Raw genomic sequence first — 16,671 nt, forward strand, 5'->3', positions numbered from 1 at the left:
TATTTGGTACACTTTTTTAGTGATAGTACACTGTCTATATAAAAATATTACTCACACTATTAAAACAAACCTGTATAATGTTCTTATATTATAATCCAATTGAATACGGAGGTGTTTTTGTGGGTAAAATTATCAGCATCGGACTCCAAAAAGGAGGTGTAGGCAAAAGCACAACAACAGGGATTACTTCATACTTATTGGCTCAAAAAGGATTTCATGTACTGGGAGTAGATTTCGACAGCCAGGGCAATTTAACACAATTTCTTACAAGGCGTAGTCCTTACGATTTTGTACATAAAACTATACTAGAAGCCTGTAAAGATGGAGATCCTAGGCCATACATATATCAAATATCCGACAATCTCCATCTACTTCCTGCCGAGGATTTTTTATCACAATTTGATAAGTGGATATATACAGAGGTTCCGGTAAATCAACAAATGACGGTTCTTCTACGAACTCTAAATATAATTCGAGACCAATATGATTTTATATTTGTCGATTTACCTCCCAATCTTGGCGGGTTAACTTTAAACGGAGTCTGCGCAAGTGATTATTGTGTAGTAATTATGCAATCAGAACCATTTGCGTACGACGCATTAGATAGATATTTGGAATTAGTAGAAGCTGCTCAACAAAAGATTAACTCAAAATTGCGAATTGCAGGTATTCTCACTTCCCTACTTGACGCAAGAACATCTATTGGCAATTACATAATGGAACGAGTTAAAGAGGAATATGAAGATTTCGTATTCAATACTGTAATACGACGAAAATCTAGAATTATCGAATTTAGTATAGAAGGTATACAGACAAAAAGTCGTGCTGATCGTGAAGCGTTGGCCATGTATGAGGAATTTGTAAAGGAGCTGTTAAATCGTGTCACCGAATGATAGGAAAAAAAGATTTGAAAGTTTAATGCCTTCCCGAACAGAAACGCCATCACACAAAAAAGAAGTTTTAAACGAACTTATGGGATCGGAAATTACAAACTTACAAACTGATTTGGTATACAGTGTAAGTACACCAAAAAACAATACCAAATTAGACAACAAATTAAATACATCTAAAACTAATAAAGAAAATCTAAATGCATTAAGTAATCAAGAAACAGATACTATTGATGTTTATGAAAATACATTAACAAAAACTAAAGACGTGGATGTATATAGAGATGATAAAAACTTTAATATTGCAAGCGTTATCAAACAATATGAGCAAGAAAAAAAAGCAAAAAAAAGTTATGACGAATTATACGCTAAGCACACATTTGTCATTAGAAAAGATCTGATTTCACGGCTCGAAAAAATTTCTAAACGTTACTCAAGAGGATTTAAAACTAAGTTTATCAATGAGTTGTTGGAAGCAGGGTTAAATCAACTCGAAGAAAAATGACCATTTCCCATTCCTAATGGAAGTGATTGCTACTCTTACACGTTGGCATTCCTCTTCGATAAACAAAAAAAATAAGTTGTCGAATGTTGTAATGTACGTTATCAATTTTTTGTGGTAGATTAAGAGACAAGAAAATAGTGGACGGAAAAAGAAAGAAACCCCGTTAAAGGTTTGGCCGCCTACGGAGTTTCTTGTCCCAGCTGTTAAATTGTATGTGCTTATTATATCAAATTATAGGGCATATGCAATGCTTTCTCTAAATTTACAAACTGAGAGAAACTGGGACGCTTTCTATATTTTTAGGCTAGAAAGCGTTTTTTTCGTCCTCCTAAAGGAGGAACACAAATGGCCGAACAAGATCGCGTTAGAAAAGGCTGGACTAGTAACTTTTTTCAAACGCCAAATGGAATTTATGAAATGCCGATCAGCGCATGCGCAAAAGCTGTTTATATATTTCTCTGTAGATGCGCCGACAGAGAAGGTCAAAGTTTTCCAAGCTATAAAACAATAGGAGAAGCAATTGGGTGGGGTAGAACAAAGGTTGCTGAAGCGCTTAAAGAACTTGAAACTATCGGCCTACTCATACGTCAAGAACAATACAAAGAAAATGGGGCTAGAGATTCCAACTTATACACTATCACTCATCCAGATGATGTTGCCATACTAGGAGATAATCACCCCCGTCCGTCTGACGGACTACCCCAGTCCGTCAAGCGAACTACCCCCGTTCACCAAGCGAACTACCCCCATCCGCAGGATGAACGGGCCCCGTCCGTCAAGCGAACACAAACAATACACAATAAACAAAACTCATTAAAGAAAACATATAGAACAACACACACTACATGGAATAACGAAATTGCGGTTACCTTAACTTCTGAAACAACAAATTATGACGAACAAATAAATGTGTGTAAAGAATTACAAAATATATTGCAAGAAAAGGGAATCAATGCTCAATTAAAAACGATTAAAGCGTGGCTACAAATCGCAAATTCAGATGATGTACTATATGCTGCTGATCTTGCAACTCAAGATAGTGTAAGAAATCCAGCAGGATTTATCGGTTCCTTACTTCGAAATGGGATAGTTAAAGTAAACAAAAAAGAAAAAAGAGATCCTAGGTATGAAGCATTTTACAAATTAATGGAAGGGAATTAATTGGTATTTTAAAAATAATTTCAAAGGATTGAGAAATATGAGTGGGAAGATCACAATATCTGATATCGTAAGAAGTTTTTGTAATTATCCACATAGTTATTCAATCAAAAAACCTGGTGAGCGTCATAAAGCTGTCATGCACTCCTTAGGATTTGAAACTAAAGGGTCTCCCAACGCTCCAAAGGGTCTACCATTGCCTTCCCAAACAGTCAAATGGACAGTCCTTGTTAACCACAAACAATGGGAGCAAATGGCTAAAGAGTATAAACAAGCACGAATCAAACTAAAGGGGAGTCGAATTGTCATTCAAGGAGAGTTGTTACTCGAACCTCATTTTATGGTTGAGGAAGGGTCAATCGGTGTCGTTGCCTATAAAATCGAGTGTGTAGAAGCAAGAAAAATTATTGAGGAACAACAATTGTCAAACACACCACAAACATGAGGATTTTGTGACGATCTATTCGTTATTATTTATGATAGCTTATGAATCATAAAGTGAATTGGTTGAAATCGACGCTATTCTCTCGTTTTCGACAAGTATGATTCACTTTTTTGTTCGAATCTGGTAAACTCAGGTCAGCCGTCCTCTACCAAAATAAAGTAGAGGACAACTAAAAAAGCTCTCAGCCCCTGAAGGCTGATAAGCTCGACCTGAGTGTGATGAATAGGTTTCAACCCTAAACCTATCGTCACCGATCAAGGAGTGCCCAACTCCAAGATCACCATCAGATTCGATGTAAGGTATACGAAAACCTTTTACATACTGATGATGATTTTGAAAAATTGACGGCTCCTTGGTTTCAAGACACCCAGGTAGCCGTTTTTTTGCTATATTCGTTATTCCTAATTCCTAAAGAAAAGGAGTGAACTCATATGTCTCGATCAAAAAGCCCACCTAAGGAAAATCGGTTATATTGAACAAGTCCCATTGTTCAATATAACCGATTCCAAAAAACAGGAAGTTATCTACCCAAAACCAATAAATAAAACAAACGGTGACTACATTATACTCAAAAAATGTTAGTCATACAAGGTCTTTGGGTAGATAACTTCCCTGGTATTTATTTCTTTTTCACAACTAACACTAGGGAGGTTTTGGTTTTGAAGATTTTGAATTTATGTACCCCATACATAAACACCATACTTTCTCTACGTAAAGGTTCTGCCCGGAAAGTGGGGTGGATCGCTTGAACTTCACAAACACTTCCATCGAAAAATCTCCGTTAGAAATCATTTGGGGGACTCGACTTTTAGACGAAGGATTCCTTGGCATACCTAATATCATTGTTCGTAATTATCGAAAACTCGGTATCGAACACGGTGAGTTTGGTTTGTTGTGCTGCATTTTAACGTATAAGCATGACTATCAAGATCCATACCCCAGCCACGAAAAGATAGCCGACCATTTGCAATGCAGTACAAGGCAAGTTCGAAAATGGATTGACAGCTTGGAATCCAAAAATTTGCTCATGATTGGTAGACGGCGAAACAAAACCAATAAACAACTGGGAACCATGGTTTACAATTTCAAACCCTTGATTGATTCTGCTTTAAAACTAGTCGGGGAACATCCCTTACCTAATCCCGTTGACGACTGGGAAGTTGAATATCAAAAGCCAGTGGTACCTGAAGTACCACTGGAACCTGAGGTTCCAGTGGGTCCGAATCATCCAGTGGAACTTGAAGTACCAGTAGGTACCGGACCTGAGGTACCACTGAATAGATCTTTGAATAGATCTATAAATAATAAGAATAAGATTAACGCGCATGCGCGCGCGAATTATATAGACATAACCGTGGAAAATCAAGAAGCTGAAGAAAAAAATTTTTCGACATCAACTCTTTTTTCTGACATGCCCACTTCATCTTCTTCATCACCTAGCAACACTATGAAAGAATACGCTTGGGATAAGAACGAAAATCCAGAAACAACCGCATCTTTAGAAATGAACCAGGAACCTATCTATACGATGAATGGACATGCTGCTCTGGAACCTATTTGGGAAGAAATCCCTAACCCGAAGGACCCCAATCACACAGACTTTCACTCACAGGTCGTCGAACCTGCCTGCCAAGCTTTTGAACAAAAAATCATGATCTATCTCGGTCGGCCTTTCGTTGTCCGGGAAGAAGACTACAGAAAACTGGTGAGTCTTCTTGCGAGTGGTGTCCCCAAAACATTTATACTGGAGGGCATGGATCATGCTTTCAAACAGTTTGAACTGTATCATCCTGGAAAGAAACTGAGAGCACCAGCAGCATACTGCCTGGCTGTCATCGAAAGTCAGTGGGAATTAGAACTGGCCAAGCGTTCTGAACCGACACTGATTTCCTTTGAAACCAAGGCCAACAACGGAGACCAGGCAACCACTCATCAACGTTCCAGGACAAGCTATCGTTCCAATGATGTTCATCTATCCATCAATTCACCGAAACCCAAAGATCCTAGGTATCCAGCTTTTTACGAGCTTTTTCCGGACGGTTAAGTCCGAATTCATACAAAAAAGGCTCCTGATAAAGGGGATAGATACAGCTGATCCAACGATTCAGATTGGACAATCAAGCGATATCGTATGTTGGGGGTATGATTCGATGGAGGGTAAAGTATTCAACGCCAAAAAAATTTGCAATGCGTTTCAAAAATCAGATTATTTTATTGCTGCGGGTGAAGATTCCACCTATTTGCAAAGTCGGGATTATGCCAAAGATATGATGGAAAATCTCAAAAAGATCACAAATGTGCTGGGACATGATTTTGATAGAGAAAATATAGCGGTCATGGTGAAATATCAATCCGATGAAGGTTGGAGGCCAATTCACGGTATAAAAGACCCTAATCTACGGATCCTACCTATCCTGGAATTAACAGAACGTCAAGAACTTGAAGCTTCAGAACTGATTGACATTGGAGACCATATTTTAAAGGGTTATCCTAGCTTGGTTCATGCACAAGAAGAAATTGAACTAAAACTTTCAGAAAAAGGAACTTCGAAAAAATCAGCGTTGCGAAGATACAAAACACAATTAGATGAGTTTATTACCATGATACGTGCTTTTATTGATCGGGATGAACTAGCTCAATTGTTAGACTTGTACTATATCCAAAAGTGCAGTCGCACCAGTTGTTCCATGTATTTAAACATCAGTGATTCGACTGTAGATCGCATGCAAAAAGAGTTGAAATTCAAAGTGGGGAGGGGAGTTTGGCTGATGATGACACCAGCCAAACGAAAAACACTCTTACAACTTACGATGTCACTTCGACAGGAGAAGGAGTCCCCATCTTCGAAAAAGCGAGAAAAATTTCATCCAATGTTATTTGATGTAGAGCGCTGAGTTCATGTAATCGAACGAGTGTACCTACGGCACTCTCGACGAGTTCAACCGGAGAAAGATCATAGGTTTGTGCGAGTTGGTATATCGTGTCCAACACTTCTGAAGATATCATCCATTGGACGGGTTCGACCAACTCGTACAAACCACCTCGACGAGCTATAGGATACTCTTTCTCTTCGGCTGTGACGATCTTATTGCCTTGAAGGTAAATATCCATACTTTGATGAGCGGTCAAATAGGTCATCGGCAAGTATACGCCAAAATGCTCCAAGAGAGACAGTAGAGCTTTTGAGGCATGTCCCACATAGTCGGCGCGAAACTGATCAAAGTGATAAATCGCCGCTTCTGTGTACACGGTGACTTCGGTATGTTCGTTGGCCGTTAGAATCCGGATTTGCTCCGCCTTCTCCTCAATCGTTTGCGCAAACGAAAGCGCCTCATTCACCGTCCGGTGTTCAGATGTCACGTGTTTGACTCGGTCTATATAAGTGATCTGCTCTTCCATGTAAATTCCCCCTTTTTCTTAGGTTATCACGAAAAAATGACGAAATTATCATCAACTTTTTCTCATATTTATCTTTGATAAATCAATCGAATGGTCATAAAACAAAAATTAAAAATGACGAAAAGATGAAGGTATTAAAAACTAAATATCTGATACGCTTGTGTAGAACAGAAAGGAGGATAGGGAATTCGCAAACGATCGTTAAAGGAGGCGCGAACGTGGGGAATAATGTTGCGCCACAGATCCCCAATGTCACGAACACGCTTGGACAGTTAGGATTTCATCCCATCAATCCCTTTACCTTTCTAAGTCAGATCACACACAGCTTTGGTTCGCTCATCGAGACCGTGTTTGCGTGGATCTACTATCTGTCGGAAATTGCGGTCCTGGTCGGGGCACTGGTCTTTGTGGTGGGTGCGATTGGACACAACAGTCGCATCAAACGGACGGGGGCTCACATTGTCCTCTATGCCATTTTGGGCTTCGTAGCCTCGATCCTTTTGCCTGGCATATTGGTTTCCATTAACAATCACTTGCATGGATAGGAGAGAGATCAACATGTTGAAATCGCTCAGAGGGTGGGCTACCACAGCAGCGGTAAGTGTGATCGTGGCGGGATCCACCATGACGGCAGACGCACAGTCTCAAATTACCAATCCATTATCCGGGAAGGGAGGTTCGGTATCCGGTATCATCAACAGTCTTGTGTCTTGGGGCCTAACGGCTATTGCTGCTGTGGCGGGTGCCTTTTTCTTATTCCACTTGTATAAGGCGATCATTGGATTTATGGCGGGTTCCCACCACGCTCAAAAACGCGAAGAAGCCAAAACGCATCTTTGGTATGTGGCCATTGCTGGTGTGTTTCTTGGGGGAGCTGGCGTTATTGCGGGCGCACTCTTTAACTTTGGGCAGCACAACTTGTAAGAAAGAAGGGATATCGGATGCTTGAAGTGGTTTCACCTGTACCTATGACGGAAGGGGAAACGCTTGTGGCAGGCCTGCGCACCCGACATCTCCTACACTTTTTCACCGGAGTCCTGTTCTCGACTCCGGTGATGGCGTTAGCCTATGGCATTGCGCCGCTTTTGGGTGTTTCCCGGTTTCTATCGCTTGGAATCGGGGCAGGTATCGGACTGTGGTTTGCAACCACCACGAAAAATGGGCGTTCTGTGGCAGAAATACTATGGCTTTCGATTCGATTTTATGTACGTCCCAAACTCTTTCTGTATGACCGAACCTATCGTATCCGTGTGCATCGAGAGGAGGTGGGGAAGGTATGAAGGGGTTGATTCTTGGGGCGGTCCTGGTCCTGGTCATGGTTTGGCTTGTTTGGCGAGATCAAAAGAAACAGCGACCGTCACGATCTCGAAAGAAAGTGCAGGGCGCGCTACAAGACTTTTTGCCGATGGATTCCTTTCGGGAAGATGGGACCTTAGAGGTAGAGGGGAAATTTCGTCGGATTTTACGCGTAGGCGACATCAATCTGTTCGCTTTGTCCATGCAAGATATTCTTCGACTTCGTGAAACGTTCAAACAAACGCTTCAACGCATGGAGAATCCGTTTCAAATTTCGGTTCAAGCCCGCAGAGCCAACTATACCGACTATCTCCACTACGCCAAAGAGGTTGTTCAAGAAACCATAACGGATGTGAACAATGAGGCGTTTTCGGCTTTTTCGGAACATTTGTTGGCGCATCTCGAACAGGAAGCTCAAAAACCGAGAACCGATCGTGAAAATCTCCTAGTCATGAGTGTTTTGCCGAAAGTAGGAGGAGAAAGTGAAGAAGTGCAGTTGGAACGGCTTCACAATGAAGAACGCATCATGGTCGAGGGACTGTCGGATATGGGAATTCGGTACGAGCTGTTGCGGCCTCATCAGGTAGTAGAAGCGATTCAGAACTTTTGGCATCGCCAAAGGGCCATCACTCAACGCTATCGAGACGCTTTACAACGAGGAATGCATGCGCCGCGAGTCACCGGTACCGATGACATTCCAGAGGAAGAAAGGGGTTGAGTCCATGGGCTTTGTTGGTGGGAGAAACAAAAAAAGAACCGTTCTTTGGGAAGATCCCAGCGTTCTTGGGGAACACGCACCTGTTCTTCGCGATCTGATGACGGTCGCAGATGGACTGGAAGTCAAGGACACAGAAGTGTATGTCTCCCCAAGCGGCTTCACCAAAACGTACTATGTCACAGCGCTGCCGTCTACACTCGACTTTGGGTATCTGCGAAGCTTTTTTCAAGTAGGGGCGGATGTGCATGTGGCGCTCCACGTCGAACCGGCCGATTCCTCTCTGGCCATGAGTAAGCGAACGAAAATGATGGTAAAAATCGAGTCGGATATTCTCGCGGAGCAAAAAGCAGGGACCAACAAACAGATTGCCTTTTTACAACAACAGTACAGTCTACTTGAAAAAGAGCGCGAGGAATTGCGTCTGGGGTTGGAGCGTTTGTTTTATGTGACGATCATCTTTACGGTCAGTTCACCCGATCGGGATGAGTTTGAAGCTGCATGTGAACGGATTGAACGCAAAGGATTTGATGGATTTCTCATCCGGGAAGCCTACAAAGAACACGATTTGGGATTAAAAGCAGTGGCTCCTATTGGGCTGAATGTGTTGCGGCATCCGATAGAGATGACCTCATCGGCCTTGGCGAATGCGTTTCCTTTTAGTAATGCTCATTTCAGTCACGAATATGGCGTGCCCATTGGGATAGACTGGACCAGCGGTCATTTGAATCGGTTGGACTGTTGGCACAAAGACCTTGTGAATCATAACATCTTTGTCATTGGCACTTCAGGAGGTGGCAAGAGCTTTTTGACCAAAGCGCTCATCGCGCGTTCGGCCGTTTTTGGCGTACAGCACGCGATCCTGGATTACGATGGAGAGTACCGTGCCCTAACAGCAGCCTTAGGCGGTACATCCTATCGGATTCACGAACGCTCGGAACATCGGTTCAATCCGTTTGAAATCGGAGAAGGAACCGAAAAAATGCCGGATGGATCCTATCGCACGTATGTGGATGTGAAGGGCAAAATATCGGAGATGGAACGGCTCATTCTGACCATGGCTCATCTATACGGAGAGCATGATCCTCTGGATGCCTACACCTCGGCAGTGGTGAATGAACTTTTACAAAAGATGTATGAGGTGGACTTTGGTTTTACCGAAGATCCAGCTTCCTTACGTGAAGAGGAAGCGGAGTTTGAAAGGGATGTCAAAGGGGACCGGGTGTTGCGATATAAGTACCGCCCTCAACCTCGGTTTTCTGACTTTTATCGCAAGTTGGAACAGGTTGCAGAAACCGACTCGCGCTTAAAAGACCTGCTACTACGTCTTCGGCGCTTTAAAGAAGGCGGGACAGAGGGCATGTTTGACTGTTACAGTACGGTCTCGATGAGCGAACTGGAAAAAGAGCGAATCATTCATTTTGATGTTTCCGGATTGAGTGAGAAGTCGATGGCCAAGCAACTGGGGATGCAGGTGATTCTGGAATGGCTGATCGAAAAATTCATGAAGAAGAATCCGGAACGGCGCAAGCGAGTGGTGATTGATGAAGCGCAAAAACTCCTCGATTCGCCGTATCAAGCCGCGGCGATTGAAGATATCTATCGAAGATTTCGCAAGTATTCGGGCTCTGCGATGGCTGCCAGCCAGGACTTCCTCAAGTTTTCGGAAAATACACATGGTCGAGCCATCATACAAAACAGCTCGATGAAAATTTTATTGAAACAGCTTGAAAATGACCGTGAGGCGGTGATGAAGATCACGGGCATCGAGGACCATGAGTTTGACATGTTGAAGCTCTACAGCAAAGGTCAGGCGCTGTGGATCGTAGGAGAGGAACGTTTTTCCAACATCGTGAATCCATCGGAACTGGAGATGGAACTCTATAACACGACGTATGTGGTCAGCGAAGCCGAACGGATGCGTCAGCGACAAAGGTGGGTGACAGTATGAACTGGTTTGCGGGGATTTTAGCGAACGTCATCAACTTGGTTGCGAACGGTGTGGGACTGTTGGTTAACACGGCTACGAATACGCGGGGCTTGACCAACACCGCCATGGGGAATGTGATTTTGCATGGGTTCTTTCCTTTTGAAAACTTGAATCAGTATCCGAGTTGGGGAGAGGGGAACTTCTCGGATCTCATCGATCAGCATGCCGTATCGACGTTGAGTGGATTTGCCACAGCCTTTGAAGCGTTTGGATGGGCGTTTTTTTTGGCTTCCGTGTACTTACTGGTGATGCAGATCGTACGAGCTGAAGAGAGCGCCGTACAACGGGATCGTCTCAAAAAAGGGATCGTGAGTTTGTTTGTGGCCATGGTGCTCATCGTGGGTGGCAGCCACTTTGCCGTCCTCATTACACAGATGTTCTTCTATCTGAGTGATTATTTCATTAACCTCCATCCGATAGAAAATTGGACCAGCCTCAAAACGAGCGGTAACCAGGCCTTGCTCAATTCTATCGTCAACCTGATTCAATCGGTACTCTCGATCATCATTTGGATCGTATATCAATTTCGTCTCATCTTTCTCTATATCTGGATGATCTTTTTCCCGCTCGCGATGGCGTTTTACGCGAACGATAAAACTCGTGGCATCACGAAAATGTGGTGGACGGAGTGGATCTACCAAATGGCGGTACCGTTTGGCCAGGCCGTGGTGTATGGGGTTTCCTCTGCGGTAGCGTCACCGTCGAAAAGTGGGGCAGCCTTGACTGCTGCCGATCTTTTTGTCGCCCTCTCGGGTACGATAGGTCTCCTTTTGTCGGCCACGTATGTCAGAAAGCTGATTGACGTGGTGGCGCAAGGGTTTGGCACGTCTGTGCTCGGTTCGGGACATGGCATGGCGTGGGGAACTTTGGCCATGGCAGGGGGAGCCGCTGCCACGATGGATGTGACAGGCAAGGCAGCCATCCACTCCAGCAAGTTCGCTGCGAAACAAACCGTAGGCAGGGGCTTGAAAATAGCCGATCAAAAGTGGGGTTCTAAAATAGCCAAACAGGCCATTGAAAAACATGGCGAAGCCTACGCAGGTGCGATACAAGCAGGAGCCACCGCTGATGATATCGTCATGATGAAGAGTATGGGAGGCGCTTCAGGTGATGCAATTGGCGCGGGTGGTGCCGGTATGGAAACAGCAGGTCGAGGTTCGCCGGGAAGTTCGATGGGAACAGGTGGTGGTGGCGGACGCTCGGGTGCGACGGGAAACCGTCATCCGTTGACACCAATCCTTCAATCACGTACGGCCAGCGCGATCAAAGGAACGCATCAAGACATGAGACAAGGACTTCAAAATAGTCATTTTGGGACGTGGGCTGCTGTCAAGAGACAAGCCTGGGAAAATGAAGGTGGAACCTTAGGATACGTCAGCCGAAAGATTTCACCCAAAATCTTGCAAGGATTGCATCATGAGAAAGTGAAAGCCTTGCCTGGTGCAAAAGGGCTGGCATCGGGTGTGCAAAGGCACTTATTGCAAGCGGAAAACAAGAAAGAAAAACTGGATACCTTGCGTATGCATCTTCAGGATGCCTTACAGAGAAATGAGGCCATGCAACGAGTTCCTGCGATGACTCATCTCTACGATCCAGAAACCCATGAGTTTCAACCGTCCGCAGCTGAGCAAAAATACAATACTGCGCGAGAGCAGTTACACAAGGCTTTGCAAGGATCGGGATTGTCTTCGGAGGTGGCTCAAAGGCGAGTGGAACAGTTTGAGCGACTTTGGCAGGGGGGAAAACACTGGACCCATTTATCTCGGTACTCGCTTGAAACTCAACAAGCGTATCGTCAGGCATACAGTGCCTACCACCCGGCCCAAAAGGATAAACAGGCGAAAGAATTGGTACTTCAAGGCAAGGTCAATCTTCCGGTTTATAAAGATCCGGTGGCCGAACACAAAGCGAAAACACCCGCATTTTTGAATGACGCACGAAATGCAGTAGCCTATCGACGGTGAGGACAAAAAAGGCAGATGGCACCGAACCTGGCGGAGGTTAGGTGCCAATTTTGTGGGTGGTGATGGACATAGCGTATCACGAACTTAATCTTGCCCACAAGCGAAAAAAGTGTGGATGCCAGCCATGGGGGATTCATCCAGATGATACGATAGAGACAACAAAGATAGCTGTAGGGGGTGGCCCATTTGCATGGATGGATGTTCTATTTTAGTCAGTGGTGTCATCACATGCGGGCGTTTTTGCCGTGGTGGGGACCGATAGTACTCGCGATTTATGTGGGCTACATGTTGTGGATTTTCTTTTATCCTATACGACACGTATATGCCGTCACGGACGGGACTAGTGTTCAATTTCCGGATATTCAGGAAGGGGCAATTTGGGTATCGGTTATTGCGCTGATAATTTTTTATATCTTATGGTTTGCGCTGCCCTATCCAGGAACGGAATTATTATTTGATCTTTTCTCTCTTCCTTGGCTTGGAATATATATGCTTTACGGAATGGTCATGCCGGCGATGGAGTGTTTTTATCAAAGTGGAGAATGGGGAAAAGACCACGAAAATCGATTAAAGTCAGGAATGACATATTCAGAGTGGGAAATGTACAAAGAACAGAGAAAAAAACTCAAAACCCGTCTCGAACAAGAAGAATTAACGGCTTGGGTACGAGCGCATTCGCCGGAAACATCAGAAGAAGAGGTCGAAATGGCGGCGTATGACAAGCGTAGTCGCTTTAAGGTGATCCCCGGAAAAAGGAAGAGAGGGTGATTGGGTATGGCGTTTTGGCATATGTTGGTGCGGTTGTATTTGCTCATTCCGGATTTTTCGTGGGAAGCCCATGTGTTTCATACGATTCATCGAGTGATACCCTGGTATGTGCCAGGTATGATTGCTTTTGGGATTGCACCTGCCAGCGTATTGCTCATCTTGATGGGGGATCAAGTGTTCGGGAAATTTCGATGGTTCAAAGCTTCCCGATATTACAGGTTTGTGGAAATTGAATTGTGGAAAGTTTCCTACTATCTGGTATGGGCGGTGTATATCTTTTGGTTGCCGCTGCCTTGGCCAAGAATCGCGTTTTTGATTTGGGCGGTGTATCTCTATCGTCGGTATCGGTTTTTCCAGTGGCGCTATCGAACTCGACATATTCGTCGTCGGATGTGGCAAGCCATCATGGAAGGACGATTAGAGGACATCTAATACAAAATTAGTCGAATTAGGAAGGAATATGTAGAAATTTGTAGAATAAACCTGCTTGTATTTTCTACAAATCACCAGAAAGAGGGTTGGGGCAATGGGAAACACACAAACCACCACAACGACAACGGTCGTGGTCGGTAAAAACATGGTACTAGCGTATGTTTTGTGTTTTTTTCTTGGTAGTTTGGGCATTCATCGATTTTATCTTGGGCGGATCGGCACAGGTATTGTCCAGTTAATCCTAGGTGTTATTGGTTGGGCCACGGCAGTTTTTGTAGTGGGCTGGTTCTTTTTGGGTGTTTTGTATCTGTGGCTCCTGGTTGATCTTTTTTTGATACCGGGTATGGCTAGAAGAAGTTTGGGGTCAGATGTTCTGTACCACACTGTAACGACTACAACGGCTTCAGAGGAAAAAAGCGAATAAAAACGAGACGCGCATGAGCGTTTCGAATCCAATCTATTCTGAAATCCATTTGCATGGAAATGATATAGTTGAAGAAAAAAGTGATATAATAAAACAGAAAAGAATGGGTGAATATAAGAATATCCCCATCTGCTGCGAACAGATGAGGATATCTTGGGCCTGCAACGCATGTTAAGGGCCAGAAAAGAATAATTTAAAGTGTGATTATGACAACCAATCCCTAAGCTCTGGCAAGCTTAGATCAAGGATTGGTTGTCGGTTTTTGGTCGGGATTGAGATTCTTTTCTCGCTTTTTGCGGAACTTTTCTAATTCCAATTCGATAGTGAATCCTAAACACCGAAACAAAAACCGAAATCTCTTCAAATTCGGCCACCCCCTTGCAAAAGATGTACCCATCTTATGCGTTGCGGGCCTCACAACAGGTGGCCGTCTCAAAAACATACGTTGGAGAAGTCTAGCTTCTATAGCTATTGTAGCATAGAAACAGTAGATTCTTTTTGAATCCACTTGCATGGAGATGCGGGTGGTTTTTCTGTTTTTTCTCCCCTAAAAAATGAGGAAAAGTTGACAAACTATTAAACATCTTTCCTGCTAACTTAGAAGTGGGAGGGATGTGCTTGTGAACACACTTTTGTCATCGCACTCAACCGATGTGCATGCGATTTACGAGGTATTTTTTCACCATCTAGCGGACATGGCTGAGTATCGTTTGTATGCTACGGGGCATGTTCATCGGGTAGCCGACAACGCCAAAAAGCTAGCACAGTATATGGGACTAGATACACAGACGACGGAGCGGTTATATCTCGCCTCATTGCTTCATGATGTAGGCAAAGTGGCCATTCCTCGCGAGCTTCTCCTCAAACCTGATCCGCTCAGTTTTGAAGAACGAATCTGCATGCAGCAACACACGATTGTGGGCGAACAACTCATCGAAGAGTGGTCTCTTTCCTTGATCCATCATCTGCCGGAACCCTTACTGTTTCAGTATGCCAAACAGATTGCGCGCAGTCATCACGAGAACATGGATGGTTCCGGCTATCCAGATGGCCTGGTTGGTGAAGCGATTCCTTTGCATGCGAGAATCGTCAAAGTGGCCGATGTACTGGATGCTTTGCAGAGCAAGCGCACCTACAAAGAAGCCTGGTTATGGACGGATACGTTGGAAGAGTTGGAGCGTCTGTCGGGGGTAACTCTGGATGCGCGTGTCGTTGAGTGGGTTATGCGTCACCCGGAGCGATTTCGGAGGCGCACATCGTGAAGAAGAAAGGAATTCTGTCCGTATTGGAGATACCTACAGAGCCGAAAGACTTGTTTCCGTGGGTAGTCCAAAGATTGGTTGTTTCAGCGGGTCTTGGGAATGTCTTGGGAATCGGGCTATTGGTTTTGGCAGGAATCTCTCTCCTGGGATTTCTGGTCGGGGACTATCAGTCCACAGGGGACGGCACGGTTGGGAAAAACGGCAACATCCAGTTCAATAGTGCCACCAAAGCGAAGGAACAAGCGCTTTTTTCACATGATACGGAAGTAGCCGATGCCTGGCAGCAAGGGTTGAGCGCCGCGCAAATTGCACAAGTACAGGAGGAACAAGCGGGTTTACCTGCGGCGGTGTTGTTGGCGGTGGGGAAAGTGGAGAACAATCTCTCTCCTCCTGATGCCCATCGGTATGCATCGTATCTCCAGTCTCAATTCGTTTGGCAAACCTATGACGATGTCACCATTCACTATTGGACGACCCGTTCGAAAAATGGCCATATCCAACATCACCAGTCAGAAACGATCACGCCCGTGACCATGCTTCTATCCGCAAACGTGTGGGATGGTTCGTTAACCAATCACTATCACTGGGTATCGAGAATGGTCGGCAATACGGATCGTGGCACGTATACACGAGAGATAGAGTGGTCCAATACCCAGCGTAACTATCGTTGGTCGAGGGTATGGTCGCTGTTGCAACACATTCCTGCCCATTTGGGCGGACATACACAGGTTCTCCAAAAGTCCAAGACCAATCGTCAGTTGTTAGCCGCACTCATGGCTGCGGTAGATGATACGCTTTCCGATCCCTATGTACAAGCGATGGTGGATGTCGTGGATTATTCAAGCGGTGTAGTTGGACTCGGCGGCATCGGTCCCATTGCCCCACCGAGCGGAAACGTCATTCAAAACATTCTTCGTTATCGCTCGTATATCGAGAAAGTGGCTCATGCGTTGCAGATACCTGCTGTTCTCATCGCTGGAGTGATCTATCAAGAGTCCGGCGGGCGTGAACACGGCTTTGGACCTGGAGGGATTTTGACTTCTTCGGCGGGAGCAATGGGTCTCATGCAAGTGGAACCGTCCACCGCCGCTGGTTTGGTGGTGAGCGGCGTACCGGTTGGCAATCAAGCTATGTCCGATTTGTCCAATGCGAGCATGAACATCTTGCTTGGGAGTCTCTATCTCTCGGAACTCTATCACCAGTTTGGAGAGAATGTGGAGGAAACGTTGTCCGCCTACAATGCGGGTGGGGGTGCGGAGGAAGAAGCTTTGGCGCAAGGCTATACGGTGGCTCAAAACAGTCAAACGCTACAGTATGTCCAAGCGATCGCAGGCAGTTGGATACCTGCTTTACAAAAGTATTTTGGAGACGTTTAAAAATAAAAGACGAAGATTTGTTCCGTAAAAATGAGGATTATTTGACG

Annotated in this window: 18 protein-coding genes; 17 read left to right on the forward strand and 1 reads right to left on the reverse strand. The window is 44.7% G+C overall.

The features are described from left to right. The first annotated feature begins 119 nt into the window (after positions 1-119). The 6 genes from ACOJUR_RS15655 to ACOJUR_RS15680 all read left to right on the forward strand — a co-directional run bounded on the left by ACOJUR_RS15655 (position 120) and on the right by ACOJUR_RS15680 (position 5,892). The gene (locus tag ACOJUR_RS15655; protein WP_420950624.1) at positions 120-893 is read left to right on the forward strand and encodes a ParA family protein; all 774 of its coding nucleotides are present in this window, start codon (positions 120-122) and stop codon (positions 891-893) included. Then, positions 880-1,395, forward strand: a complete 516-nt coding sequence (locus ACOJUR_RS15660) for a hypothetical protein (RefSeq protein WP_420950625.1) — start codon at positions 880-882, stop codon at positions 1,393-1,395. The genes ACOJUR_RS15655 and ACOJUR_RS15660 overlap by 14 nt, the downstream gene beginning before the upstream one ends. 345 nt (positions 1,396-1,740) lie before the next feature. Continuing rightward, positions 1,741-2,556, forward strand: coding sequence for a helix-turn-helix domain-containing protein (locus tag ACOJUR_RS15665; RefSeq protein ID WP_420950626.1), 816 nt, complete (start codon positions 1,741-1,743; stop codon positions 2,554-2,556). Positions 2,557-2,593: 37 nt separating this feature from the next. Next, positions 2,594-2,998 (forward strand): hypothetical protein, encoded by a 405-nt coding sequence (locus ACOJUR_RS15670; RefSeq protein WP_420950627.1) that lies wholly within the window; start codon positions 2,594-2,596, stop codon positions 2,996-2,998. Between the two features lie 745 nt (positions 2,999-3,743). Beyond that, positions 3,744-5,042 (forward strand): helix-turn-helix domain-containing protein, encoded by a 1,299-nt coding sequence (locus tag ACOJUR_RS15675; RefSeq protein ID WP_420950628.1) that lies wholly within the window; start codon positions 3,744-3,746, stop codon positions 5,040-5,042. Between the two features lie 106 nt (positions 5,043-5,148). After that, positions 5,149-5,892, forward strand: coding sequence for a hypothetical protein (locus ACOJUR_RS15680; protein ID WP_420950629.1), 744 nt, complete (start codon positions 5,149-5,151; stop codon positions 5,890-5,892). Here ACOJUR_RS15680 and ACOJUR_RS15685 read toward each other — a convergent pair. After that, complete coding sequence (locus ACOJUR_RS15685) at positions 5,804-6,397, reverse strand: hypothetical protein (protein ID WP_420950630.1); 594 nt, start codon at positions 6,395-6,397, stop codon at positions 5,804-5,806. The two genes, ACOJUR_RS15680 and ACOJUR_RS15685, sit on opposite strands and share 89 nt — an antisense overlap. A 218-nt stretch (positions 6,398-6,615) precedes the next feature. Here ACOJUR_RS15685 and ACOJUR_RS15690 point away from each other — a divergent pair, with 218 nt between their 5' ends. The 11 genes from ACOJUR_RS15690 to ACOJUR_RS15740 all read left to right on the forward strand — a co-directional run bounded on the left by ACOJUR_RS15690 (position 6,616) and on the right by ACOJUR_RS15740 (position 16,624). After that, a complete protein-coding gene (locus ACOJUR_RS15690; protein WP_238413786.1) occupies positions 6,616-6,942 on the forward strand; it encodes a hypothetical protein in 327 nt (108 codons plus the stop codon). A gap of 13 nt (positions 6,943-6,955) precedes the next feature. After that, positions 6,956-7,321: a hypothetical protein gene (locus ACOJUR_RS15695; RefSeq protein WP_203115857.1), complete on the forward strand. Its 366-nt coding sequence runs from the start codon at positions 6,956-6,958 to the stop codon at positions 7,319-7,321. 17 nt (positions 7,322-7,338) lie between these two features. After that, positions 7,339-7,677, forward strand: a complete 339-nt coding sequence (locus ACOJUR_RS15700; protein WP_420950631.1) for a hypothetical protein — start codon at positions 7,339-7,341, stop codon at positions 7,675-7,677. Beyond that, complete coding sequence (locus ACOJUR_RS15705) at positions 7,674-8,411, forward strand: hypothetical protein (RefSeq protein WP_420950632.1); 738 nt, start codon at positions 7,674-7,676, stop codon at positions 8,409-8,411. The genes ACOJUR_RS15700 and ACOJUR_RS15705 overlap by 4 nt, the downstream gene beginning before the upstream one ends. 4 nt (positions 8,412-8,415) lie before the next feature. Further along, complete coding sequence (locus ACOJUR_RS15710) at positions 8,416-10,359, forward strand: VirB4 family type IV secretion system protein (protein WP_420950633.1); 1,944 nt, start codon at positions 8,416-8,418, stop codon at positions 10,357-10,359. Beyond that, positions 10,356-12,362 (forward strand): hypothetical protein, encoded by a 2,007-nt coding sequence (locus tag ACOJUR_RS15715; protein ID WP_420950634.1) that lies wholly within the window; start codon positions 10,356-10,358, stop codon positions 12,360-12,362. Before ACOJUR_RS15710 ends, ACOJUR_RS15715 begins: the two co-directional genes overlap by 4 nt. Before the next feature lie 288 nt (positions 12,363-12,650). Further along, positions 12,651-13,130: a hypothetical protein gene (locus ACOJUR_RS15720; protein WP_420950635.1), complete on the forward strand. Its 480-nt coding sequence runs from the start codon at positions 12,651-12,653 to the stop codon at positions 13,128-13,130. Positions 13,131-13,136: 6 nt separating this feature from the next. Further along, entirely contained in the window at positions 13,137-13,562 is a 426-nt protein-coding gene (locus ACOJUR_RS15725) for a hypothetical protein (protein WP_420950636.1), read from the forward strand. A 94-nt stretch (positions 13,563-13,656) separates the two neighbouring features. Further along, positions 13,657-13,986 carry a TM2 domain-containing protein gene (locus ACOJUR_RS15730; protein ID WP_420950637.1) on the forward strand — a complete coding sequence of 110 codons (330 nt, stop codon included), beginning with the start codon at positions 13,657-13,659 and terminating at the stop codon, positions 13,984-13,986. A gap of 620 nt (positions 13,987-14,606) precedes the next feature. After that, the gene (locus tag ACOJUR_RS15735) at positions 14,607-15,248 is read left to right on the forward strand and encodes an HD-GYP domain-containing protein (RefSeq protein WP_420950638.1); all 642 of its coding nucleotides are present in this window, start codon (positions 14,607-14,609) and stop codon (positions 15,246-15,248) included. After that, positions 15,245-16,624, forward strand: a complete 1,380-nt coding sequence (locus ACOJUR_RS15740) for a lytic transglycosylase domain-containing protein (RefSeq protein WP_420950639.1) — start codon at positions 15,245-15,247, stop codon at positions 16,622-16,624. The genes ACOJUR_RS15735 and ACOJUR_RS15740 overlap by 4 nt, the downstream gene beginning before the upstream one ends. Positions 16,625-16,671 lie beyond the last annotated feature (47 nt).

Origin of the sequence: Alicyclobacillus tolerans, from assembly GCF_048984885.1 — a bacterium.
GTDB classification, from domain to species: domain Bacteria; phylum Bacillota; class Bacilli; order Alicyclobacillales; family Alicyclobacillaceae; genus Alicyclobacillus_I; species Alicyclobacillus_I tolerans.